The sequence below is a fragment of the Marinomonas sp. TI.3.20 genome (genome assembly GCF_038155025.1).
GTDB classification, from domain to species: Bacteria; Pseudomonadota; Gammaproteobacteria; order Pseudomonadales; family Marinomonadaceae; genus Marinomonas; species Marinomonas flavescens.
On the sequence record NZ_JBAKAS010000001.1, the window covers coordinates 326,201 to 351,127 of the forward strand.

General features: G+C 43.2%; 24 protein-coding genes. 13 read left to right on the top strand and 11 right to left on the bottom strand.

Features of this window, described 5'->3' with window-relative positions:
* The first annotated feature begins 78 nt into the window (after positions 1-78).
* Genes prlC through V6259_RS01490 form a run of 4 tightly spaced genes read left to right on the top strand, consistent with a single transcriptional unit; the run spans position 79 to position 4,101 of the window.
* A complete protein-coding gene (gene prlC / locus V6259_RS01475; protein ID WP_341583045.1) occupies positions 79-2,109 on the top strand; it encodes an oligopeptidase A in 2,031 nt (676 codons plus the stop codon).
* Between the two features lie 37 nt (positions 2,110-2,146).
* Positions 2,147-3,094, top strand: a complete 948-nt coding sequence (locus V6259_RS01480; RefSeq protein ID WP_341583046.1) for a hypothetical protein — start codon at positions 2,147-2,149, stop codon at positions 3,092-3,094.
* Positions 3,087-3,827 carry an HIRAN domain-containing protein gene (locus V6259_RS01485; protein WP_341583047.1) on the top strand — a complete coding sequence of 247 codons (741 nt, stop codon included), beginning with the start codon at positions 3,087-3,089 and terminating at the stop codon, positions 3,825-3,827. The genes V6259_RS01480 and V6259_RS01485 overlap by 8 nt, the downstream gene beginning before the upstream one ends.
* A 13-nt stretch (positions 3,828-3,840) precedes the next feature.
* On the top strand, positions 3,841-4,101 hold the full coding sequence (locus V6259_RS01490; RefSeq protein WP_133010795.1) for a YheV family putative zinc ribbon protein: 261 nt from the start codon (positions 3,841-3,843) through the stop codon (positions 4,099-4,101).
* 99 nt (positions 4,102-4,200) lie between these two features.
* Here V6259_RS01490 and V6259_RS01495 read toward each other — a convergent pair whose 3' ends face one another.
* Positions 4,201-4,839, bottom strand: a complete 639-nt coding sequence (locus V6259_RS01495) for an NAD(P)H-dependent oxidoreductase (RefSeq protein WP_341583048.1) — start codon at positions 4,837-4,839, stop codon at positions 4,201-4,203.
* Positions 4,840-5,104: 265 nt separating this feature from the next.
* On the opposite strand from V6259_RS01495, the gene sstT reads away from it, so the two are divergent.
* The 6 genes from sstT (at position 5,105) to V6259_RS01525 (ending at position 11,680) form a co-directional block, all read left to right on the top strand.
* Complete coding sequence (sstT, locus tag V6259_RS01500) at positions 5,105-6,322, top strand: serine/threonine transporter SstT (protein ID WP_341583049.1); 1,218 nt, start codon at positions 5,105-5,107, stop codon at positions 6,320-6,322.
* A 216-nt stretch (positions 6,323-6,538) separates the two neighbouring features.
* Positions 6,539-7,624 (top strand): TRAP transporter substrate-binding protein, encoded by a 1,086-nt coding sequence (locus tag V6259_RS01505; protein ID WP_341583050.1) that lies wholly within the window; start codon positions 6,539-6,541, stop codon positions 7,622-7,624.
* A 56-nt stretch (positions 7,625-7,680) separates the two neighbouring features.
* The gene (locus V6259_RS01510; RefSeq protein WP_133002387.1) at positions 7,681-8,220 is read left to right on the top strand and encodes a TRAP transporter small permease subunit; all 540 of its coding nucleotides are present in this window, start codon (positions 7,681-7,683) and stop codon (positions 8,218-8,220) included.
* Between the two features lie 33 nt (positions 8,221-8,253).
* Positions 8,254-9,543: a TRAP transporter large permease gene (locus V6259_RS01515; protein ID WP_341583051.1), complete on the top strand. Its 1,290-nt coding sequence runs from the start codon at positions 8,254-8,256 to the stop codon at positions 9,541-9,543.
* Between the two features lie 82 nt (positions 9,544-9,625).
* Entirely contained in the window at positions 9,626-11,011 is a 1,386-nt protein-coding gene (locus V6259_RS01520; RefSeq protein ID WP_341583052.1) for a cache domain-containing protein, read from the top strand.
* 24 nt (positions 11,012-11,035) lie between these two features.
* On the top strand, positions 11,036-11,680 hold the full coding sequence (locus tag V6259_RS01525; protein WP_133010802.1) for a response regulator transcription factor: 645 nt from the start codon (positions 11,036-11,038) through the stop codon (positions 11,678-11,680).
* Between the two features lie 23 nt (positions 11,681-11,703).
* Here V6259_RS01525 and V6259_RS01530 read toward each other — a convergent pair whose 3' ends face one another.
* Positions 11,704-11,919 (bottom strand): type II toxin-antitoxin system Phd/YefM family antitoxin, encoded by a 216-nt coding sequence (locus tag V6259_RS01530; protein WP_341583053.1) that lies wholly within the window; start codon positions 11,917-11,919, stop codon positions 11,704-11,706.
* A 264-nt stretch (positions 11,920-12,183) separates the two neighbouring features.
* Between V6259_RS01530 and V6259_RS01535 the strand changes: the two genes are divergently transcribed.
* The gene (locus tag V6259_RS01535; RefSeq protein ID WP_341583054.1) at positions 12,184-13,338 is read left to right on the top strand and encodes an esterase-like activity of phytase family protein; all 1,155 of its coding nucleotides are present in this window, start codon (positions 12,184-12,186) and stop codon (positions 13,336-13,338) included.
* 86 nt (positions 13,339-13,424) lie between these two features.
* On the opposite strand, the gene V6259_RS01540 is transcribed toward V6259_RS01535, so the two are convergent.
* From V6259_RS01540 to V6259_RS01565, 6 genes are read right to left on the bottom strand one after another with little or no spacing between them, the layout of a single operon-like run.
* Entirely contained in the window at positions 13,425-13,877 is a 453-nt protein-coding gene (locus V6259_RS01540; protein WP_341583055.1) for a phosphatase domain-containing protein, read from the bottom strand.
* Entirely contained in the window at positions 13,874-14,428 is a 555-nt protein-coding gene (locus tag V6259_RS01545; RefSeq protein WP_341583056.1) for a histidine phosphatase family protein, read from the bottom strand. Before V6259_RS01545 ends, V6259_RS01540 begins: the two co-directional genes overlap by 4 nt.
* Positions 14,373-15,497 carry an MBL fold metallo-hydrolase gene (locus V6259_RS01550; protein ID WP_341583057.1) on the bottom strand — a complete coding sequence of 375 codons (1,125 nt, stop codon included), beginning with the start codon at positions 15,495-15,497 and terminating at the stop codon, positions 14,373-14,375. The genes V6259_RS01545 and V6259_RS01550 overlap by 56 nt, the downstream gene beginning before the upstream one ends.
* Positions 15,494-16,570 carry an ABC transporter ATP-binding protein gene (locus tag V6259_RS01555; RefSeq protein WP_133010808.1) on the bottom strand — a complete coding sequence of 359 codons (1,077 nt, stop codon included), beginning with the start codon at positions 16,568-16,570 and terminating at the stop codon, positions 15,494-15,496. Before V6259_RS01555 ends, V6259_RS01550 begins: the two co-directional genes overlap by 4 nt.
* Complete coding sequence (locus tag V6259_RS01560; protein ID WP_341583058.1) at positions 16,558-18,255, bottom strand: ABC transporter permease; 1,698 nt, start codon at positions 18,253-18,255, stop codon at positions 16,558-16,560. Before V6259_RS01560 ends, V6259_RS01555 begins: the two co-directional genes overlap by 13 nt.
* Positions 18,256-18,260: 5 nt before the next feature.
* A complete protein-coding gene (locus V6259_RS01565) occupies positions 18,261-19,241 on the bottom strand; it encodes an ABC transporter substrate-binding protein (RefSeq protein WP_341583059.1) in 981 nt (326 codons plus the stop codon).
* A 141-nt stretch (positions 19,242-19,382) separates the two neighbouring features.
* Between V6259_RS01565 and V6259_RS01570 the strand changes: the two genes are divergently transcribed.
* Both V6259_RS01570 and V6259_RS01575 read left to right on the top strand, forming a co-directional pair.
* Entirely contained in the window at positions 19,383-20,132 is a 750-nt protein-coding gene (locus V6259_RS01570; RefSeq protein WP_341583060.1) for a DeoR/GlpR family DNA-binding transcription regulator, read from the top strand.
* A 185-nt stretch (positions 20,133-20,317) separates the two neighbouring features.
* A complete protein-coding gene (locus tag V6259_RS01575) occupies positions 20,318-21,646 on the top strand; it encodes a hypothetical protein (RefSeq protein WP_341583061.1) in 1,329 nt (442 codons plus the stop codon).
* A gap of 119 nt (positions 21,647-21,765) precedes the next feature.
* Here the strand turns inward: V6259_RS01575 and V6259_RS01580 are convergent, their stop codons facing one another.
* From V6259_RS01580 to V6259_RS01590, 3 genes are all read right to left on the bottom strand, one after another.
* Positions 21,766-22,527: a sulfite exporter TauE/SafE family protein gene (locus tag V6259_RS01580; RefSeq protein ID WP_133010812.1), complete on the bottom strand. Its 762-nt coding sequence runs from the start codon at positions 22,525-22,527 to the stop codon at positions 21,766-21,768.
* Positions 22,528-22,669: 142 nt separating this feature from the next.
* Entirely contained in the window at positions 22,670-23,437 is a 768-nt protein-coding gene (locus tag V6259_RS01585) for a transporter substrate-binding domain-containing protein (protein WP_133010813.1), read from the bottom strand.
* 179 nt (positions 23,438-23,616) lie between these two features.
* Positions 23,617-24,831, bottom strand: coding sequence for an MFS transporter (locus V6259_RS01590; protein ID WP_341583062.1), 1,215 nt, complete (start codon positions 24,829-24,831; stop codon positions 23,617-23,619).
* Between the last annotated feature and the right edge of the window lie 96 nt (positions 24,832-24,927).

Below are 24,927 nucleotides of genomic sequence, written 5' to 3' on the forward strand. Positions count from 1 at the left end.
TAACCATTTTTATGAAACGCGATGCACAAGAGACCATGGTGGTCTTAGCGCGTTTTTCGCATAGAAGGATAACATGATATGTCACAGTCCGTATGGGATGCGACCAGCTTACCAATCTTTTCCAAAATTGATGTTACGAGCATCGAATCTGAGCTAACAGAGCGCTTAAGTAATACTCAAGCGGCAATAGATACCTGTGTGAGTGAAAATACGAATCCAACTTGGGAAAGCTTGGTGCTGCCCTTGGACCAACTGCACGACGATCTCGCTAACTTCTGGTCACCGGTCAGTCATTTGAACTCAGTGAAAAACACCCCAGAGTTGCGTGAAGCCTACAATGCGTGTTTGCCAAAATTAACCCAGTATTACACGGATCTAGGTCAGAATAAGGCGCTTTATCAAGCTTATAAAACCTTGGCTGAAAGTGACGCCGCAAATACATTGTCTGCCGCACAAACTGAAGCCTTGGTACAAACTATTCGTGACTTTGAATTATCAGGCGTTGGTTTAGAAGGCGACGCCAAAAAACGCTATGGCGAGATTAGCCAGCGTTTGTCTGAACTAGGCAGCCAATTCGGAGAGAATGTACTGGATGCAACTCAAGCGTGGAGCAAGCTAATTACCGATGAAAGTGAATTAGCCGGCTTACCAGACTCTGCGCTAGCACAAGCTAAGCAAATGGCAGCAGCGAAAGACAAAGAAGGTTGGTTGTTTACTCTGGATTTCCCTTCCTATATGCCAGTAATGAGCTACGCGGATAACGCGGCTTTGCGTGAAGAGATGTATCGCGCCTTTGCGACTCGAGCGTCCGATCAAGGTGGTGATATCAAGTTTAATAACGCGCCTCTGATCGATGAAATTCTAGCGCTACGCCACGAAATGGCTCACATTCTTGGCTTTGAAAACTACGCAGAGTTGTCGGTAGCGACCAAGATGGCAGACAACGGTCAGCAAGTAATCGACTTTTTACAAACCCTTGCGAAGCAGTCGAAAAGTTCTGCAGAACAAGACCTTGCTCAATTAACCGCGTTCGCTAAAGATGAAAACGGCGTGGCTGAATTGAACGCTTGGGATATGGGGTATTATGCAGAGAAATTACGCCAGCATAAGTACAGTATTTCCCAAGAAGAGCTTCGCCCTTATTTCCCAATGAACAAGGTACTGTCTGGATTGTTTCACGTGGCACAAACGTTGTTTGGTGTGGATATTCGTGAAGAAAAAGAATTCGATAGCTACAACAAAGACTTACAGCTATTTACTATCAGTAAAGACGGGGAAGACATTTCTCGCTTCTATTTAGACCCTTATGCTCGTGAAGCAAAGCGCGGTGGTGCTTGGATGGATTCATGTCGAACACGTCGCCGTTTGAGCGACAATCGTTTACAGCTTCCTATTGCCTATTTAGTGTGTAATTTCACTCCACCGATTGGAGACAAGCCTGCGCTATTAACTCACGACGAAGTGACGACCTTGTTCCATGAATTTGGTCACGGTTTGCACCATATGTTGACGCAAGTCGATGTGTCTTCTGTGTCTGGTATTAATGGCGTGGCGTGGGATGCGGTCGAGCTGCCAAGTCAATTTATGGAAAACTGGTGTTACGAGCCGGAAGCTTTAGCGCACATTGCGGGTCACTATGAAACGGGTGAGCCGTTGCCTGATGCTTTGCTAGAGAAAATGTTAGCCGCGAAAAATTTCCAATCTGGTATGCAAATGATGCGTCAGTTGGAGTTTTCTTTGTTCGATTTCCGTTTGCACATGGAATACAAAAAAGGCCTTTCTGTTCAATCTGTGATTGATGAGGTTCGTCGCGATGTAGCCGTCACGACGCCGCCAGAATTTAACCGTTTCCAGAATGGCTTCTCGCATATTTTTGCGGGTGGCTATGCGGCCGGCTATTACAGCTATAAATGGGCAGAAGTGTTATCCGCGGATGCCTTCTCGAAATTTGAAGAAGATGGCATTTTCAATAAAGACACGGGTGCACGCTTCCGTGATACCATATTGGCCAATGGTGGCTCGCGTCCCGCAGCAGAATTGTTTGCTGAATTTCGTGGTCGTGAACCAAGTACCGATGCTTTATTAAGACACAGTGGCATCGTCGCTTAGATCATATTGTCATTAATAACTGAATGAGGTTGGATACATGGAAGTTGAAGACTTTTATACTGTATATGAGTTAACTGAAAATGCCGACTTTTTAGAGCAATTGGGAACAAAAGAAAAATTTTGGTTCCGAGATTTAAGCTCACAAGAGAAACAGAGAACATTATTTAAATACTCTCGACCAAATACAGGAGAACACTGGTCTGAGAAATGTGCTGAACAACTATGCCTTTTACTAGAATTACCTCATGTTAAATATGAGATAGCTATTCACGATGGTCGATATGGTGTTACATCTCCTAATATAGTAGATAAGAATAAGCATTTGGTTATGGGGAATGAGCTACTTCATAGAGATGATCCTGACGACTATCCGAAACCTGTTGAATATCTTGATAATAAACAGAAAGTAACTAGTCATACCGTAACTAGGGTGCTTGCCTTTCTCTCAAGGTCTGAAATATTGCCTCCTGAGTCACGCTTTGATTTAGGTACTTTGGGTTCTGCAGAAGTATTTTGTGGCTACTTGATGTTAGATGCATTAATAAGTAATCAAGATAGACATCACGAAAATTGGGCTGTGATAGGCGAGACTATGAATGGTGAAGCTGTTTTTAGGTTATGTCCAACTTATGATCACGCTGCAAGTATGGGTAGAGAGTTATTAGATAAAGAGCGAATTGAAAGAATTAGCACCAAAGATAAATATCGATCAATTGAGCACTTTGTTCAAAAAGCACAGTCACAGTTATACAAATTTAAAACAGATAGAAAGCCTATGAAGACTGTAAGTGCCTTCAATTATGCCGTACAAAAATATCCAGCAGCAAAGGAACATTGGCTATCGAAGCTGTCTTCGGTGAAAAATGCAGAGATTAAGAAAGTGTTCGATCGAATACCACCTGAACTGATATCTGATATTGGTAGAGAGTTCGCCTACAGAGTGGTTATTGAAAATCGAAAAAGGTTATTAGAAGACTATGAATAAACAAACAGCATTTTTAACTTGGCAAGACCCAGATTCAAGGGACTGGCATGTTATTGGCATTTTAGAGTATGAAAAAAAGCAGTACTCTTTTAGGTATACACAAGGAAGCAAAGCGACAAATAATTTTATTCCTTTTAGTGGAATGGACAATTTAACAAAAAAATATAGATCGTCAGAATTATTTCCAGTCTTTCAAAATCGATTGTTATCTTCCAAGCGTCCAGAGTTTCCTAAATTTATCTCGTGGTTAGGGCTAAATTCTGAAACTGCGAACAGTATGAACATGCTGACTCGATCTGGTGGTGTAAGAGGTACCGATAACCTGCAGTTATTTCCCAAAATCGAGTTAGACAGTGATGGGGGATTTGAGCATGTATTTTTTGTTCATGGGGGCCGTTATTTATCGGAAAGTGCACAAAATCGAATTAATTCTTTGACATCAAGAGATATTTTGTATGCATGCTTAGATATTCAAAATGAATTTGATAGCAATGCAGTCCTTCTTCGGACGCAAAATCCTCCAGAGCTTGTAGGGTATATTCCTAGATATTTATCCTTGGAATTGTTCTCTATTTTGAAAGAAGAGCAGAACGATATGACATTTAGTGTAGAGTTAATTTCTAATGAGGCCCCCGAGAGTTATAAATTGCTTTGTAGGGTAAAAGGAAAATTATCTACAGAATCACAGGGCAGCTTTATGGCTGGTCAAGAATATCAGCCATTAACCGACTAAGGTAATTGATATTATGACAGTAAAACGCTTTATCGCAGGGGCTGTTTGCCCTCGCTGTAGTGAAATGGATAAGATACGCGCATGGCGTGATGATGATGCTGAAAAGCAATACCGTGAATGTATTTCGTGTGGTTATACGGATGAACAATCTACGGTAGTTCAGGCGCAACCAACCGAAATTCCAACGCGCGTGAATACGCCCCACAGCAGCGCGCCAGAAGCCGAAGAAGTAGTGATTAACTTTATTCCTAATCCAGGTATGACGAAGCACTAATTATCTTCTTGCAGCCAACGTTTTAAAAAGCGGACTCGTGAATAACGAGTCCGCTTTTTTTATAACTTAATCGCCGATAAGACAAATGACGTGATGTTACTATTTTACTTCAATGATGAAGTCTTCTTTTGGACGACGGATTTTCTTCAAATCCACCAACCAATCACCATCTTCAGCCCGGTAACCTAGTGGTAGGAGGATAACAGAGCGCAGTCCGCGTTCTTTTAAGCCTAGAATTTCATCAATTTTTTCTGGATCAAAGCCTTCCATTGGTGTGCTATCAACTTTTTCTTCAGCGGCCGCAATCAAAGCGGTTCCTAAGCCGATGTAAGCTTGGCGCGCAGCATGCTGGTAGTTTACTTCTGCATCACGTGGTGGATAAAGATCAAGAATCATCTTACGATAATCTTCCCACCCTTGGTTTACAAAACCACGTTCGTCATTTACTAGGTCAAACATGTGGTTAATGCGTTCTACCGTATAGTTATCCCATGCAGCGAATACCAATAAATGAGAGCCATCGATGATTTGCGCTTGATTCCAAGCGTGCGGCATGATTTTTTGACGAATATCATCGTTGGTAACAACAAAAACTTCGTAAGGCTGTAATCCACTAGAAGTCGCGGTAAGGCGAATTGCCTCAAGAATACGCTCTACTTTTTCTTGAGGAACAGCTTTTGTGTTGTCCATTTTTTTTGTGGCATAACGCCATTTCAATTGTTCTAACAAGTTCGACATTTCGAAATCCTTCGATATATGGTTTGAGAACAATATGCTTTTTTTTGTTTGTTCTGGCAAGAGCCGGATGTGTAACAAGTGGGGATATCCTGTATCTAGATCAAGATTAGAGTGAGAGGCTTGATTTAATCGGAAAGAGGCAGGGTTTGTTGTCGGGATCTAGGAGGGAATTGCAGAATTAAAAATAAAGCGCACCCAAATGGTTCATTTATTCGGCTTGATGATTTATGGTGCTCCACTTTAAAATTATATGGACTTTCTTCCCATGGCTTCAAAGGTGACCCCGTCCTTGTTTCAGAGGTATATGAGTGGCAGTTTAGTACTGCAAATTATTATTGGTGTGTTATGTGGTATCGCTCTGGCTTATGCGTTACCGAGTGCTGCAGAATCAGCAGGTTTGCTTGGTGATTTTTTTGTAAAAGCACTCAAAGCCATTGCGCCAGTCTTAGTGTTTATTTTAGTGATGGCGTCGATAGCCAATCACAAACAAAATCAACAAACGTTTATTCGCCCTGTTTTAGTGTTGTATGGCGTCGGAACGCTTATAGCGGCTTTTACCGCGGTTATTTTTAGTTACGTTTTTCCTACTCAACTAGATTTAGTCACCGTTGATTTTACTCAATCTGCTCCTCAAGGCATTGGCGAGGTGCTGCATACTTTATTCTTCAATATGGTCGATAACCCGATTAATGCTCTTGTACAGGGTAACTATATTGGCATTTTAACGTGGTCTGTTTGTTTTGGTATTGGCTTGCGTCATGCATCAGTCGCCACGAAAGAGTTATTACAAAATATTGCTGATAGTGTCACCATGGTAGTGGGTTTTGTGATTCGTTTAGCCCCGTTTGGTATTTTTGGATTAGTGGCTCATACGATTGCAACGACCGGTTTTAGTGCTCTGTTAGGCTATTCACATTTATTGTTAGTACTGATCGGAGCCATGTTGTTTATCGCTTTGGTAACTAACCCAATTTTAGTCTTCATAAGTACGCGTCAAAATCCTTATCCTCTTGTTTTTCAATGTTTAAAAGAAAGTGGTGTGACGGCCTTTTTTACGCGTAGTTCAGCGGCCAATATTCCCGTTAACATGGACCTTTGTAAGCGCCTTGAATTAGACGAAGACACTTACTCCGTGTCTATTCCATTGGGCGCAACGATTAATATGGCTGGCGCAGCAATTACCATTACCGTATTAACTCTTGCCGCTGTGAATACATTGGGCATTCCTGTTGATTTTGCCACGGCGATTCTTCTGAGTTTTATCGCGGCCGTGTCGGCTTGTGGTAGCTCTGGTGTGGCAGGCGGTTCCTTGTTGCTTATCCCATTGGCATGTAGCTTGTTTAACATCCCTAATGATGTCGCTATGCAAGTGGTTGCTGTTGGTTTTATTATTGGCGTATTGCAAGATTCTGCTGAAACAGCCTTGAATAGCTCGACCGATGTGCTGTTTACCGCGGCGGCATGTCGCGCCAAACAACGATAAATTATTGCGTTACCTGAATGCAAAAGCCGCGCTTTATTCGCGGCTTTTTTGATTTCTATCGATAAGTAAAAGAATGATTTAAGTATTAATACGTACGGTATTTGCGTAGTAATACATTTTTTTGCGTATTCATACGAATAGCTTACAAACCTGTACTGAGTGATTATCCTGTCTGTGTGATCCCGTATTAAAAATAATAAACAACAGGATATAAAGATGAACTCTTTAAAAATAACCTCTCTGGTTGCTGCGGCTGCAGTAACTATGACGACTTTCTCTATGTCTTCCGTTGCTGCTGATAAAGTATATAAACTTAAAATGGCAGAAACGTGGACGACAAACTTCCCTATTTTCGGCGATGCGCCACGTAATATGGCCCGTTTGGCTGACGAAATGTCTAACGGCCGTCTAAAAATCACCATCGACTCTGCGAATAAGCACAAAGCACCTTTTGGTATCTTTGATATGGTTCGTTCTGGTCAATATGATATTGGTCACTCTGCTTCTTATTATTGGAAGGGTAAAGTGGCAAACACATTGTATTTCACTACCATGCCATTCGGTATGACTGCGCCTGAGCAATACGGTTGGTTTTACGAAGGTGATGGTATGAAGCTAATGGAAAAGGTGTATAAGCCATTCGGCCTATTGTCTTTCCCTGGCGGTAACACTGGAATGCAAATGGGTGGTTGGTTCAAAAAAGAAATCAACACAGTGGATGACCTTAAAGGTCTGAAAATGCGTATTCCAGGTTTTGCGGGTGAAGTACTGGCAAAATTGGGTGCGAAACCAACGAACATTCCACCTGGTGAGCTTTACACAGCGCTAGAGCGTAATACCATCGACGCATTAGAGTGGGTTGGACCTTCTCTTGATTTACGTATGGGTTTCCACAAAATTGCACCTTACTACTACACAGGTTGGCATGAGCCAGCAACTGAGTTGCAGTACTTAGTAAACGAGCGTACTTGGAAACGTTTACCAGATGATCTTCGTGAGATTCTTCGTGTTTCTATGAAACTGTCTGCTTACGACATGTACATTCAGTCTTACCATGAAAGTGGTGTGAACTGGGCAACCATGAAAACGGATTTCCCAAATATCCAAGTGAAAACTTTCCCAACGCCAGTACTAAAAGCAATGAGCAAAGCCAACGAAGAATTGTTAGCTGAAGCGGCTGCGAAAGATCCTCTTACCAAAGAAATTCTTGATTCACAAAAAGCGTACATGAAAACTGCACGTGTATGGACGAATATTTCTGATCGTGCTTACCTTGAAAGTTTAGACAGTATCTCTGAATAACCCTCTACGACGCACGACGAGCCAATCTCGTTGTGCGTCTTTTCTAGGAGTTTTGCATGTTTTTAACAAACCTAGAGAGAGGAATCACTCGTTTCTCTAATCTGCTTGGTAGTATTTCAACTATCTTGCTAATCGCGTTGTTGTGTAATGTCTTTTACGACGTCTTATTGCGCTATGCCTTCAATGATGTGTCGATTGCGATGCAAGAGCTTGAGTGGCACCTGTACTCAGCGATTTTCTTATTAGGCATCCCTTACGGTATCCAGCATGGCGGTCATGTCCGTGTTGATTTGATTTATGAAAATTTGTCCATCAAGAAGCGTGCTTGGATCGATTTATTTGGCTGTGCCTTTTTCATGCTGCCGTTTACGTTATTGGTTGGCTATTACGGTATTGGTCACGCACAAGAAGCGTTTGCTTTAGGTGAAGGCAGTGGTGATCCAGGTGGTCTACCGTATCGCTGGATTATCAAAGCGGTAATCCCATTTGCTTTTTTCTCCATGGCCATCAGTGGCGTGGGTATGATGATTCGTTCTATTAATGCCATTCGCGGTATCAGCGAAGATGGCTTTAAGAACCCACCGATTCAACACTAAGCGCACTTCCAGCTCATTGCATATAGGTCATTTATGATTGGAATTATTATGTTTTTCGTTGCCTTAGCTATGTTGATGCTAGGGTTCCCCGTCGCTTTTACGTTTGGCGGTATTGCACTGATCTTTGGCGTCTTTGCCGAAGGTTTCGACATGTTTGCTTTTATGCCTTTTAGGATTCAAAGCTACATGGAAAACACCACCATGATGGCGGTGCCTCTGTTTGTTTTCATGGGGATTGTGTTACAGAAAACACAGCTTGCTGAGCAGTTGCTGGAAGCGATGGGCAAGTTGTTTGGCCGCGTACGTGGCGGATTGGCGATTTCTACTATTTTGGTCGGTGCGCTGTTGGCGGCTTCGACCGGTGTAGTAGGAGCGAGTGTGGTTGCGATGGGACTTATCTCTCTTCCTGTTATGCTCAAGTACAAGTACAACAAATCCCTTGCCTGCGGCACTATCTGTGCGTCAGGTACCTTAGGTCAGATCATTCCACCATCAATCATCTTGATCATTCTGGGTGATGTACTCGGTATTCCGGTTGGTGATTTATTCCATTCGGCGATCATGCCAGGCATGGTACTGATTGGGTGTTATATTGTTTATATCCTGATTCTTACGTACTTAAAACCTGAGATGGCGCCTGCGTTGCCTGAGAATTTGGATGACGAAACACGTTCTCAGCAAATTATCAGTGCACTAAAAGCCATTATTCCACCTCTTGCTTTGGTATTAGTCGTACTGGGTTCTATCTTTACGGGTGTTGCGACGCCAACGGAGTCTTCTGCGTTAGGCGGTGTTGGTGCCATTGTTTTGGCTTTGCTATACCGTAAGTTTAATTGGAAAATGCTTTATTCGAGCAGCATGGAAACGGTTAAAGTAACCGCTATGGTGTTTGCTATCTTGATGGGCGCTACCGCGTTCTCGATGGCCTTTAGCTACACCGGTGGCGATCAGATCGTCGAAGAAGTATTGCTGAATCTACCAGGTGAGAAATGGGGCTTCATCATCTTGGCGATGGTAGCCATTATGATCCTTGGCTTCTTTATCGATTTTGTTGAGATTGCCTTTATTATTGTGCCTATTCTAGCGCCAGTTGCTGAAGCATTAGGCATTAATATGGTGTGGTTTGCGATTCTGATTGCGATGAACTTGCAAACATCTTTCTTAACACCTCCCTTTGGTTTTAGTTTATTCTACTTAAAAGGGGTTGCCCCAAGCTCGATCAAAACAACGGATATTTATAAAGGGGTCATACCTTTTATTCTGATCCAAGTCTTAGTTTTGGCAAGCCTTATGATCTTCCCTGAATGGTACGGAATGGAATAAGCCAACAGGATTGAATCACTAAAAAGCGGGGGCCTTCAGAAGATGGAGCCTCCGCTTTTTTATTGATGGGGTCGTCTAAACATTGAATAATAAAACAGGCCTTAGTGTGGGACTAAAAAGTAAAATCATTCTGCTAGCGGTTGTTCCTCTGGTTATATCGACCGTTATTATTATCTATTTGAATCAGCAGTCAGCACGAGATTTGGCTTCTGATGAACTCTCCATCTATGAATTCAATCTAATCCATGCAAAAAAAGAGGCGTTAAAAAGCCACATCGCTATTGCCATGAGTACGATTCGTCCTATTTTAGAAGACACGACAATGGACAATGCCACTGCTCAGAAAAAGGTGAAAGCCATTATTAATGGTTTACGTTATGGCGATGATGGCTACTTCTTCGTTTATGACAGTAACGGCGTCAGTCTGGTGCACCCCACACAGCCGGAATTGGTTGGGCAAAACCTTTGGTTATTTAAAGACACCTTGGGGAATTACTTGATCCAACACTTAATGGCAAAAGCGAAAACGGGAGGAGGTTTTCATCGTTATATCTGGGAAAAACCGCCATTAATGGAGCAGGAAGAAAAAATCGGTTACGCCGTGATGATCGATCGTTGGCATTGGATGTTAGGAACAGGGCTGTATTTAGACGATGTTTATCAAGAATTAGCCAAAGCCAAAGCCACCATGAACGCCAATATCCGACGCAGCTTTTTTCTAGTCAGTGTCGTTGCGAGTATCACTCTAGTCTTCGTCATACTACTAGGGCTGGCAATTAATCTACACGAACATAAATTGGCAGATTCAAAGTTAAAAGCCTTGGTGCAGCGTTTCATGCGGCTACAGGTGCTTGAAAAGCGTCGTTTGTCCCGTGAGTTGCATGATGGCATTAATCAAATGCTGGTGTCCTGTAAATTTCGCATTGAGCTGGCTGGTAATAAACTACAGCGAGGTGATGATGAGGCGGTTATCAAAGCTGAGCTGATTAAAGCGGAAGACTTAATTAACCAGACGATCAATGATATTCGCCAAGTGTCTCATGATCTACGTCCGACGGTGCTTGATGACCTAGGCTTAAATACCGCGCTTAAAAGTTTGATTGATCAATTTCAAGAAAGAACCGCCATTAAGGTAAGATATAGCTTTAAAGTCATGGCTGAATTACCCGACGAGATTGAAATTGCACTTTATCGTTTTGCACAAGAAGCCTTAACTAATATTGAAAAGCACTCTGAAGCAAGCAATGTCATACTACAGGTATGGCAATCTCACCAACGGGTGATTTTCGAGTGTTTGGATGATGGTCGAGGCTGCTCTCACCAATCAACTTTGTCACCAGGTATTGGCTTGATTAATATGCGTGAGCGAATTGAGCTTATTGGAGGCGATTTTGTTTTTCAGTCGCAAAAGGAAAAAGGCACAAAAGTCAGTGCTATTTTATCAATAGAGCCGCCTATAATGGATTAGCACCTAACAATAAGAGAGAGTGGGATGACAACTGAGCCATCAAGAATAAGAGTACTGCTAGTTGATGATCACATGTTGGTACTGGATGGCCTACAAGCGCGTTTAGAAATGGAAGCTAATATTGATGTTATTGGAACCGCTGCCAATGGTCTCGAAGCATTAGAAAAAGCGAAGTTATTACAGCCAGATTTGGTAGTGATGGACGTTTCTATGCCTGTTCTTAATGGGCTTGATGCCACCAAGCGCTTTCGTAGTGAGCAAGCAAACATCAAGATTTTGATGCTAAGCATGCATAATGACAAAGAATATATTTTGTCGCTGATTCAATCTGGTGCCAATGGCTATGTTCTCAAAGACGTACCTTCTGAGGAATTAGTACAAGCCATCACCATTGTTCACCAAGGTGGTACCTACTTCAGCTCCAAGGCATCAGATGCTTTATTTGGACAGTTAGCGGTGACTACCGCAGCAGAAGAAATGCTTTCGCCAAGAGAAAGTTCGGTATTGATAGAAGTTGCCAGCGGCTGGTCGAATAAAGAAATAGCGCAGCGTTTGAAGATCAGTGTACGCACCGTTGAAACCCATCGCCAAAATATCAAACGTAAGCTGAATATTCACTCGTCAGCAGGTCTAGTGAAATACGCGATAGAACATAATCTGATTGATTAGTTAAATGGCTTTGATGTTTATGCTTATTTTTTTCCAATATCACTAAGAATGTCTTTCGAATTAGAAAAGTTATCAAACAAACGAGCCATTTCATACAGAGCGGTATAGTCTTCAAGAGAGATTAAAACGGTGGACTTTTTATCCTCTCGAATAATATTTATTGGAGTATGGCTTTCGCATACTTTCTCCATTACTTCAGCTAGGTTTTCTTGAGCTTCAGAATAGGCTATAGAATTCATATGCACTCTCCATAATATTGGATTTATCACAATTAACATGAGCGATAAATTCTATTATGAATGCATAAAAAACTGGGTGTCTTTTGGTTTTTTTTTGTATTTTTAATGCCTAACTCTATTCACTATTACGTTAGGTATTTTTAGTGCGTCTCGACTCATTAGACCAAGCCTAACTAGTTGACTTTGTAAATATTCTTGACCCTCGACGAGTCCTATCCTATTTTTCAAGTCATCTTGATATTCTGAAATTTTGAAGGAAATAAAATGAGAAAATCTTATTTTTCAATGCTCGCTATTGGGTGTTTGGTTGTATCTGTAGAAGCTTCTGCTGCCGCTAAGGAAGAGCATTATCCCATTAGTAAGCTAGATTATATCGGTGAGTACATCATTCCTAATGATGCCACTGTCGATGGTGTGACTGTTGGGGGATTATCTGGAATTGATTACGATGCAAAAAATAAACAATGGTTAATGATCAGTGATGACAGGTCTGATAAAGGTCCCGATCGTGCTTATCTTGGAAAAATGACCATCACGGCCAATAACGTCGGCGCTATGACGCTAACAAAAATGATTCCGCTCTTACAGCCGAACGGTAGCCTTTACCCAAGTAAGGTCGCTTATCTTAGTGATCATAAAGGTGTTGTGCCAGATTTCGAGTCCATACGCTTTAATCCTGATACTAAGGGAATCCGTTATACCAGCGAAGGTGATCGTTCTTTAGGTTTTAGTCCTTTTATTCGAGATGCAGATATGGATGGTCATTACTTAGACGAACTGCCAGTACCGGCGGCGTTTAAGTTCGACCCTAAAAATAAAGCTCGTGGCTTTTATGATAATTTGGCGTTTGAAGGCAGCAGTTATACCCCAGATAAGAAGGCGTATTTTGTCGCGATGGAAGCGCCCTTAATACAAGATGGTCCAGTACCTTCACTTAATAAGGGGGCTTTTTCACGAGTTCTTCGTTACGGCAAAAATAATACCGTACTGGGTGAGTATGTTTATCCGGTCGACTCATTGCCCGCCGCGCCAGGTGCCGGTAAACACGCAGATAATGGCGTATCAGAAATTTTAGCGGTGGATAATCAGCATTTATTGGTATTAGAACGCGCAGGTATTCAGGATAAGAAGGGTCATTATCATGATTACATTCGTATCTATCAAACGGACATGAAGGGCGCGACGAATGTGAAAGGGCGCAATAAACTGGTCGCCGGTCAGTTTAAACCGATGCATAAACGCTTATTGCTGAACTTGAATCAGGCTAATTTACCTCGACTTGATAACTTAGAAGGCATCACCTTTGGCCCTAAATTAGCAGATGGCCAACAGGCTCTTGTCCTTATCTCGGACAATAATTTCAACGCAACCGAAGTCACTCAACTGTTCGCTTTTAAAGTCATTCCAGCACACTTATAGCCTTCAGGTAACGTCGCCTTGTCATCAATTTTTGTGACAAGGCGATTGAATACGGGTTATTGAGTATATGCGCATTCGCTTTCTTGCTAGAAATCCCCCGGCGCGCATTGTAAGCAGGTTAGTCCGAGGTCACGCCAGCCTTTAACCACTGCATCGCGGTCATCTAGTACTAGCCAAGGTTCGAATCCATCTTCACGAATTTTCTCCAATAACGCTTTTTTTACGTCCTCATCGGGCATTGAATCGGCATCGTCTAGGCGTAAATACACACCATCAAAGGGAATCTTGTTTTTTTCCATCCATTCAATAGAGTGTTGCTTATGGGATTCTGGACGACCGCTGCAGATCAAAATATGTTGACCTTGCTGCTTTAGTATATTCACTAAGCGTAAAATATTTTCGACTACTGGGGCGTCCTTCATATAGTCAAAAAATGGGGTCCAGTGTTTGACTTCCCCTAATACCCAGTGAGCAACTTGAGTGTGGTCAAATTCTGCAAGGGTGCCATCGAGATCAACAATCACAGCGTTTGGCATCATAAAAACTTTCCTTTTATTGGTGTGATATTCCAGCCAGTATCATTTTGACTGGGTTCGAAAAAAATAGGAGTTAGGTTATCTACTCTTGGGCAATAAGGTGTGCCATTAATGACCTTGTTTAAAACACGGTATACTCCAGAATGAGCGATGATTAACGGTTTTTCATATTGACCTAATATGTCATTAAGGGCTCCAATTATCCGATCTTCAAAAATCTGCCAAGATTCACCATTAGGAGGAGTTATCTCATAAGGTGTTTGCAGATCGATAGAGCAGCCTTCAAGGTCTCCCCAATGACGCTCTGTTAGTTGTGCATGGGGGATAACTTCTTGCTTTGGCACTGCGTAAAATGCTGTTTGTTGAGTGCGTTTAAGGGTGCTGGTAAAAACGGCGCTCCATATTATTAATCCCAGCCTCTCGGCCGCATTTTGGGCTTGCTGTATTCCTATATCACTTAATGGACTGTCGGTAGACCCACCAATCAAGTGGGCGGCGTTATACGTGCTCTGCGCGTGACGTGCGAACACAAAAGGTTTTTTTATTAATGTCATTATTTTGCTCAATATAAGAATTTGATGTGATGCTTGGCCCCAGAGCCTGCTGCCATTCTTTTAGGTCTTTAATATCATTAAAAAGTGGCGCGCAGGTGTGGCACTCTAAGTGATCGATTAGGCGCTTTAAATCTCGTCTACGAGGGTGTACATTCCAGCGAATAAAATGCGCATCTCCTTTGCTGACCGCTTGTCGAGCGTGTTCTGGTAAGTGACCAGTATAAATAGGGAGGTAACGTTCTGGTTGTTTTAATAAGGCTTCGGCTTCGCCTCCCATACCGTCTGGATCACCACATAATATGGCTTTGGCTGAGAGGTTGAATGGTTGTTTTTTGATTCTTTCTAAGACAGGTCGCATATTGGTGAAGATGCCTTCTTTTGGACCAGATAATGCGTCTTTAGGTGAAATACAATCATTACCTAGAGTCCAATCCTCAAACCCTAATGACGTTAACCAACAGGCAATTTCTAGAGCGCGGCCGGTCTGGGGAACAGGCATAAGCAAGTGTTTGTCATCGTTCAAATATGTGGCTAGTTCGTTTTTACATTGATCGAGCGACTCGTCATACAATCCATAGGAGGCGTCTAGTAAGGCAATACTTGCCATTGGTGGAAAGGTAAAAGGGTACAGTGTTGACTCAAGGCTAAAATCACCGCTGTAAAATACGCCATCCCCGATGTCTAGATGGAGCCATACACCTCCAAAAGAATGGCCCGCCGAGCCTGTCGTTATATTAATACCGCATACAGAGGTTGTTCCGCTGACGGGTAATGTTTTCAGATTGAGGTGTGTCGGAAGTTGTTTCTGCACTGCTAACGTAGCGAAAACAGGTACGTCACTGTCTATGTCTATCAGGCCGCCCATATGATCTTGATGGTCATGAGAAATGAATATGGCGTCTAGATCTTTCGGTTGTATCCAGCCTTTATCTTCATTCGCTTCTAATGCGCCCCCTGCATCCAGTAGAAAGCGAATCGGTTTAGAAAATAAATCGGACTGATACGTCACTAGAATTGCGGCTGAGGTTTTTCGTCCTGCACCACTTAATATATCGATACTAATTTTCATGCGTCTGTCTCCAAAGACCAAGCTTGCTCAAGGTGAATTGTATGTTGGCTATCCTGGTCCATTGGTACGTCGCTGTAGGCCTGTAGGCGTTGGCCATCGGCTAATATCAGCTCAATGTCATAACGCTCGCCACGAAATATGCAGTTGCGCACTTTGACGGAAAATCCTTCTTCTAAAGGATTATTAATAAAGTGAATGTCTTGTGGACGAACAAGCACCGGACTTGTTGTCTTCTGTGATAATGGGGTTTGTTCAGACTGGCCTTTGAGTAAAGATTGGCGGAGTAATTCTTGTAATTGATGACCTCTTATATATTGCTGTGGCTCGGTTGCCACGAGATTAAGTACTGAGCCACGACCAATGAAATTAGCCAGCCACGTATTCTTAGGGGTGGCATAAAGGTCTTGTGGTGTTCCCCATTGGACTAATTCACCTTTGTTCAAAACGGCGATATGATCTGCGAGAGACATGGCTTCTGCTTGATCGTGAGTGACATATACAATGGTCGCCTTAGTGCGTTTATGAAACGCGCGAAAGGTTTCTTCCATCGTCGCTCTTAGGTGACGGTCTAAGTTCGCGAGAGGCTCATCAAATAACACGACATCTGGCTCGGTGACTAGGCTTCTGGCCAATGCAACTCGTTGGCGTTGACCACCGCTGAGTTGTGCTGGCAATCGGTCGGCGTACTCCTCAAGCTCCACGACGGCTAAGGCGTCTTTAATTCGTCTGGTTTTTTCTTCCCCGATGATTTTTTGGATACGTAATGGGTAGCCGACATTATCGGCCACGGTCATATGTGGCCACAGAGCATAAGATTGGAACACCATGCCAAAGTTACGTTCTTCAGTCGGTGTATGCTGTTTCTTACTGGATAGAAGGCGTTCACCGTGACGAATTTCTCCTGCACTGACGGGTTCGAAGCCTGCCAGCATTCTTAAAATAGTCGACTTGCCACAGCCGCTCGGACCTAGTAACGCGACAAAAGCACCGGGTTCAATGTTCATGCTTAAATGATCAATGACGGTCTGCCCATCAAACTGCTTACAAATATTGTCTAGAGTTAATCGTGCCATGGGATAATTCCTTTAGGTAAACGTGGTGCTAGTAAACTAAGCAATGCCATCAAGGACGCGACGAGCAAGACAATCAACACGGAGATGGCGGAGGCTAAAACACTGTCTCCGCCTTCATCCAAATTAAAAATAAGTACGCCAAGTGTTTCGTTGCCTGCACTCCATAGCAAAGCCGATACGGTTAACTCATTGATAGATATTAAAAGCACCAGCAAGCCGCCGGCAAAAAACGCAGGCGCTGTTAGCGGTAGAACAATATGAAAAAGGCGTTGTAGTGGTTTTGCGCCAGCCAGTTGTGCTGCTTCCTCAAGGGAGGCGTCAAGCTGCGACATAGCCGACATGATTGGCTTTAAACACACACTTAAAAAGCAGGATAAATACGCTAGAAAGATAATCGTTAAGGTGCCGTATAAGCTCACTTCAATAAAAGGCAAAGGTCGAGCGAACAGTAAGATAAACGCGATGGCTAAGACGATGCCGGGAATGGCATAAGGTACTTCTATTAGACTGGCAATAACCGATCTTAGTCGCATCGGTAGGCGCATCAATAAATAACCGAGAGGCAAACAAACGAGCATGAGTGTCAGAGAGGCCGCCAAAGCCAAAAACACACTATTACTAAATGCTCGAGCGGTAGAGCCTTGCTTGCTTAACATCTCAATGTAGGCATTTAGGGTAAAGGTCTCACCATTCAAAGGCATCCCTAGCGCAGGTACAAAAGAACTAATAATTAAACTTAATAATGGGATGACTAAGATGAAGCAAAGAATGCCCCCCAATACGATTTCTACTGGCGCACGGGCTTTTTTTAGATTAAACGATATGGATTGTGTGGTGTGACCGATCAATGCGTATTGGCTGCGTTGTTGTAGCCATTGTTGTAGCAGCATACCGGCGAGTACAAGAAGGGCAATGATCATGGAAAGCCCCGCGATTTCACTTAGAACATCATCACCAAACCCTGCCATTTGTTGATAAATTAGCGTTGGTAAAACAAGGTAATTAATTGGAATTCCGAGCATGGCTGGAATGCCAAAATTGCCTAAAGAGGATACAAAAGCAAGAGCAGCCCCCGCCACCATCGCGCTACGACATAAAGGTACAATGATGTCTATCCAGATACGAAGATGAGAAGCACGAGCCATGCGAGCGGCTTCGATCATATCTTGAGGTAGATTAATGAGCTGTGTACGCAAAGCAAGAAACACTAAAGGCGCACTTTGAATACCAAGCAAAAGAGCGATACCTTCTGGCGAATACATTGGGTTTGAACTGCCTAGCGCGGGTGCCAATCCGAATGTATTTAATAATGGACTAGCAGGGCCAAATAGCTGCAACCAACTTAACGCCGTGACCTGTGGCGGAATCATCATGGGCAACATAAAGCAGAAAACCCATAAAGCGCGACGGCGAATGTTAGTGAGTGATACTACGAATGCGAATCCAGACCCTAAAGCAACGGCAATTAACGTCGCAAGTCCTGAGGTATAAAAGCTGTGTTGCAACGCGCGCCATGTTCTTTCACTCCGTAACACCTCAGATAAAGGGGATGATGTAGTGAAGCTCATATTCACGAAAGCCTCGGTTAACAAACGCAAACTAGGTAATAAGCTAAGTAAGGCAATCAGCAAGAATAAGAGAAATGATAGCCAGCGTAACTGACTATCCATAGCGCGAATTATCATCACAGTTATCCTTCAAAAATATCGCTAAAACGGGCTTTATTGGCCGCGTTATTACGCAATGTCTTTGCTGCATCAAACGGCATTAGCTTGATGCTTTCGCGACTTGGAAAACCGGCTGGGACACCTATGTCACTGCGTGCTGGCAAGTAACCTTGTTCGAGTACCAGTTGTTGTCCTTGCTTAGATAAAAGGAAATCCACAAAACGCTTTGCCGCTTCTTTGTGTTTAGACTCTTTCATGATCGCAACGGGTTCAGTCACCATACTGACGCCCGTTTTTGGAAAGATAAACTCAATTGGAGAGCCTTTACGGGACTCTCTGATCGCGAGGAAATCAACAATAACGCCATACGACTTAGAGCCAGAAGCGACCGCCTTGAGTACGCCACCATTTCCGCCTTGTGCCATTACTTTATTTGCGTGTAACTGTTGGTAATAGTTCCAGCCAAGATGAGCATCTTCTGTCAGAGTGGCTAAATGAATCAGAGCGGCGCCAGAATATAGAGGGCTCGGCATAGCAACTTGATTCTTATAACTAGGCTTGGCTAAGTCTTTCCAGTCGGTAGGGGTCTCTAGCGCTCGAATATTTCGAACGATGCCTGTGGTGATTAATTTAGTGCCGTAGTAATAGCCGTCTTTATTATAAAGAGCGGGCTTATAGTCTTTTTGATAAGGGCTTTTGTAGGCGTATAAGTAGTTGTTCGCCACCATAGATTCCATGGTCACGCTATCAGCAATCAACAAAACATCAGGTTTTACCACGCCACTGCTTAACTCTGCTCGCAGCTTGGTCATTAATTTTGTAGTGCCATCACGAACCCATTTCACTTCGATATCAGGATTCTGTGCTTCAAAAGCATCTACGGTGAGTTGAGCATCTTTATTGGGTTGGCTGGTATACAAAGTGAGTGTTTCAGCAGCTTGTACACTTAGAGGTACGGCAAGTGAAACTGAGGCAAAAGCAAGTAGACTTTTTTTAAGATTCATTGTGGAACGCTCTGTTGTTTGGATGAGAACAAACAATAGCGCGACTCTTTGACATTAAAATGACACCAAACTTTCGTTTAATAAATAAACGCTTTCGTTTTATCGAAAAACCTATGGAATACTATTTTTTTGGTGCATTAAATGAATAAACGACAATATGAAATTGTTCAGTGGGTGAACAAAAATGGGCGCAGGTCACTCAATGATGTCGCTGATGCGTTTTCTGTTTCTGTTCAAACGGTACGGTCAGACATACGTTTGTTGGCAGATAGGGGACTGATTTTGCGCAATCATGGGGAGGCGATACCTTTTCCTCATAGGGAAAATATAAGCTTTGATCAACGCAAAATTCGAAATTTAGAAGGGAAGTTACGCATCGCCGATCTTTGCATGAGTAAAATTACTAATTATCAGTCTCTGTTTCTTGGTACCGGGTCCAGTGTATCTGAAGTGGCCGCTAATTTAGATAGCTTAAAAGGTCTACAAGTGATGACAACTAATTTGCATGCCGCGCGAAATCTTTGTGAACATCCAGATTGCGAATTAACCATTGCGGGCGGACAAGTACGTAAACGAGATCAGGATGTGGTGGGTGGTGATGCTGTACGCTTCTTTCAACGCTATCGTGCTGATATTGGTATATTTTCTGTCGCTGCTATGAATAAAAATGGTGAACTTTTTGATTTTACAGACGACGATATCATGGCATTAGAAGCGCTTGTCGACAATTCACAGTATCGTATTCTGGTATTAGACAGCACCAAATTTGATCTTGAATCACGTTGTGTTTGGCGTCGAGTGTGCGATTACCACTGCTTAATTACCGACATCAAACCCTCACAGTGGCTCCTTAGCAAATTACACAGTCAGGGTGTTGAAGTACTGTATTAGTGAATCATGCAAGATCTTAACTATGGCCTTATATAGATTATGAAAAAGGGTTAAGTATTTTCGAAGAGTTTGTTTACGATGAATTTTAAATAGGCATATAAGTTATATTATATTGATCGTCAAAAGAGTGGTATTTTAATCAGTCTTACATCATTTACCCCTACTCGTTTTCATTAAGGCATTTTATGTTTCGTGACCAGGATGGTTCCGCGTTTTCACTGCACAGGCTTTCTGGTTATGGTGTGGCGATCGGCTGTGGCTTGTTTCTATTGTCCATTATTCCTAGTGCAAACTGGGCTTATGCGCTTTCTGCGCTTTGTTATTGGTCTGTTTTTATCATGGCGTGGCCGCGTTTAAACCCGCGCAACAAAAAACAAATCCGGCTGCTGCTTGGGGTTGCTATAGTGGCGTTACTGGTTGCCTATGTTAATGGTGTAAAGCTGAACTTTTTTGCCTTAATAGAAGGTAATTTAGGCATTGTAGCCATGTTGTCGGCGGTGTCTTTGTTGGGTTTATTGCCTGATGGGGTAAAGCAAAAGGCACCGATTATTGGTACGAAAGGCGTCGTTAGCACTTGGTCGAGCGTTCATCTCTTAGGTGCCGTTATTAATATGTCATCGGTGTTTCTAGTGGGTGACAAGCTACAAAGAAACACCGGTTCTTTGTCTGAGTCTCAATATTCAATCTTAGTTCGAGCGCTGACCAGTGCTGGGCTTTGGTCGCCTTTTTTTGCCTCCATGGCGGTGGCCTTGTCGATTGCACCGAATGCGGAGTTTCACCAGTTGGCGATGATAGGCGTCCCTATCGCTATATTTTCGTGCCTAATTTCTCTGTGGGAATTTAATAGAAAAGGCACACTGGCGTCGTTTTCAGGTTTCCCCTTGGCTTTCCAATCGTTAATTTTTCCAATTAGCTTGGCGATATCTGTTTTAGTTTTCCATTATTTTATCATGCCCCAATTACCCATACTGTCGATCGTGACCTTGCTGAGCCCAGTGTCTGTTATCTTGCTCTTGGTTATGAAAAGTGGCGCTCGATATACCAAACAACGGTTGACCGATCATGCTCATATTCGTTTGCCAAATATGGCGAATGAAGTGTCTTTGTTTTTATCGGCTGGTTTGTTAACAAAAGCCGTGAGCTTGGCGTTAGCGGGTGCGTTAGGGGCAAATTGGTCTTTGTTCGATTCGTTTGGTTTTGTTGAAGCGTTCGCCTGTTTTATAGGGATTTGTGTCATTGCTTTGTTGGGCTTACACCCGATTGTGGGCATTTCATTGATGAGTTCGGTGGTGCCTGCCCATGGCGTTGATAACACCTTGTTGGCCTTTGTTTGTCTTTGCTCTTGGGGAGTGGGAACCGCGATTAGTCCATTATCAGGGATTAATTTATCGGTAGCAGGAAAGTATGGCATCGATAATTTCCAGCTTGCTCGATCGAATTTGTTATACGGCATACTTATGTCGGCTGTGGTAGCGATCGCCATGTTCCTGCTTTCTTGGATGCTGGGCGTATAACCTCATGAATGAGGTCGTTTTCTTTTACTCTCCAGTGTTCTGATATCAACTTTCTGAGATAAAAAAATACCCACTTTTGAAGTGGGTATTTTTTGATGTGTTATTAGACCGTTAGATTGCTAATCGGTCAATAACGCGGCGGCGCTGCCGCAGACTGTCATTACGAAAAGGAACCATTTCAGATGTTTTGGATTGGCTTTAATGGCAAATTTCACGGCAAGATGCGAGCCTAACATGGTGCCAGAAGCGAGTATTAAACCAGGAACCCAAAGGATTTGATCGTTCCAAATAAAGACCCCTAATGCTAAGGCAGTAAAGCCAATGGTACACACCATCTTTAAGGCATTAGTGCGGACTAAGTCATAGCGCAGAGTGCCAGCTAAAGCGGCAATCAGAATAAAGCCAACACCGGCTTGTACAAAGCCACCGTAAACGCCAGCAATGAATAACGCGATCCAAGCGCTGGGTTTTTCTGAGACTTTAAAGGGCACGGTACCTTCTGGAGGCGCGATTAAAGCAGGGCGCACAATCATGATCAGAGTCATACCAATCATCGCGCTTAATAGCAGAGGTTTTAGCCAAGTTTCAGGAGCGTAGCTGGCTGCAAATGCGCCGACTACACCGCCGAGTAAAGACGGAATCATGACCGGCATGATGTCTGCGTTATCGAGTTTTTTGGCTTTTCTAAAGCCAGCAACGGCAGTGAGGTTTTGTAAAAATACGCCGACTCGGTTCGTCGCGTTGGCAATGTCTGCAGGCATGCCCATGACCATGAGGGCAGGTAAGGTTAAATTAGACCCACCACCAGCAAGCGTGTTGATAATACCCGCAATAAATCCGGTACCAATCAAGAGAGAAACGGTGAAAAGGCTGTAGTCCAAAATAGTATCCTTACATCGATGAATGCAAATAAGAAAAGCCGAGCAAGGATACTACTCATAAAAGTACTTTTATGTGAAGCGAAGAGTGACACTGTCTGATATATAGTCACTATAAATCAGACAGTGTCATGGAAAAGAACACTTACTGGAGGTGATTTTCGTGCATTATTTGAGTATCAATGCCTTTTAACTTCATTTCATCCATCATGAAATTGACTGTATTTAGAAGACGCTGCTCGCCCGCTGGAATCAAATAGCCGAACTGACTTTTCGTGAATGGATTTTCGGCTCGAGAAGCTTCCAGTTTTTTATCAGTGACTTGGTAATAAAGTGCTTCTGGCGTCTCAGTTATCATGACATCAACTTTGCCGCTAGCGACGGCTTTTGGTACATCAAGGTTATTTTCAAAGCGAACTAAGGTGGCGTTAGGAAGGTATTGCTCGGCAAACTTTTCATTGGTTCCACCAATATTGACGCCGACTTTAACGTCTGGACGGTTCACTTCAGCCAAGGTGTCAAACGCCGCGGTTTTCCCCGTTGCCACTAAGAAGCATTTGCCAAACGTCATATAGCCTTGAGAAATATCGGCGGCCATTTGGCGTGATGTGCGACGAGTAATACCGCCCATGGCAATGTCGTATTTATCGCTTTGTAGTCCAGGGATTAAGTTTTTCCATGTGGTTTGAACGAACTTTACTTTTACGCCCATTTCTTTGGCAAAGTATTTTGCAACGTCAATATCATAACCGGTAAATGTTTTACCATCGTAGTGAGAAAATGGTGTGTAATCCCCCGTCGTTCCAACAGTGATATAACCTTGTTTTTGGATATCTTCAAGGCGATCTGCTTGGGCAAACGCACTGAAAGTTAGTGCGGAGGTGATCAGTAAAAAAGTCGCTGATAGTTTCATAAATACACTTCTTGAGTTGGCTCGTTCAAAGAAAAGCACAGCGTCATTCATGCATTTGAATGAGTTGTACGCATATAGCAAGCCAACTTTTTTATCACTCTCTCTGTTGTTTGTAAAATATTACTTCCAATGTGCAAAAAAGAAGTTTGGTCAGTCTGGTTCTTTTTTAGCATCGATGGTTAAGAAGAGCGATCCGTCATCCGTACGATCAAACTTAAGATTCCAGCGATTGTTGCCAATGCAACAACACCACTCCATCCTAGAATCATCAGAGCTTGGCTACCAAGAGCTGCGCCTGATGCCATACCGATAAACATGCCAGTAAAGAAGATCGCATTGAGGCGCCCGCGAGCGGTAGGATCTATGCCGTAAACTAATGTTTGATGAGAAACCAGCACAGCTTGTACGCCAAAATCAAAGCCAATAGCGGAAATGATAATCAGCAGGATTTGGTTATTGACGGATAAATAGGGCATTAAAAACATCAAGGCAAAAGAAAAAGCGACTAACGCTGATCCAATTTGTGTGACTCGAGCAGGCCCTTGTTTATCGGCAATTCTTCCTGCTAAGGGTGCGGCTAACGCACCAGCGGCGCCCGCTAATCCAAAGGCACCGGCGGTGGCGCTACCGAGTCCATATTGTTGATGCAGCATGACAGCTAAGGTAGACCAAAAAGCGCTAAACCCTAGCGATAATAAGCCCTGAGATGTGGCAGCACGACGCAAGGTTGGATGGCGTTTCCATAGCGTTAACAAGGAGCGCATTAACGAGAGGTAACCAACATCAGTGTGAGTGTCCATATTCGGTAAAATACGCCAAATAATCATGGAAATGGCGAGAATACTGACGGCAGCGGCTTGGTACATGACTCGCCATCCTACAAACTCCGTCACCACACCACTGATCACCCGAGATAATAAAATCCCTATCAACAGCCCTGTCATTACCGTACCGACGACCTTACCTCGCTGAGAATCAGGGGCTAAGATGGCGGCAGTTGGCACAATGTCTTGAGCCATGGTTGCCATAACGCCAATGACTAAACTGGCGACTAACATGCCATTCAATGTGGGCATAAAAGAGCACATCACTAAAGCGAGAGCGAGCAGTAAACCTTTTGCTAAAATCACATGGCGACGATTAAATCGATCGCCAAGTGGAATCAGAAACAAGATACCTAAGGCGTAGCCTATTTGAGTCAGTGTCGGAATAAGTCCAGTGGCGCTGACACTGGATTGAAAGTCTTGCCCAATGTTGTCGATCATCGGCTGGTTATAGTAGATGGCGGCCACACTTAATCCTGCCCCTGCGGAAAGGCTGAAGATAAGTTTGCTGGATGGTTCTGTTGCCATTTGGGGCGTTGAGGAGGCAAAAGCTTCTTGCGTAGGCATCATAAGTCTCGTGTTGATTGGGCGTATAAAGGATGTTGATAATGGCGATATCTTATCTTTTGAAAAAAAGTTTGGTAGCCACATACTAGGTAAAACTGA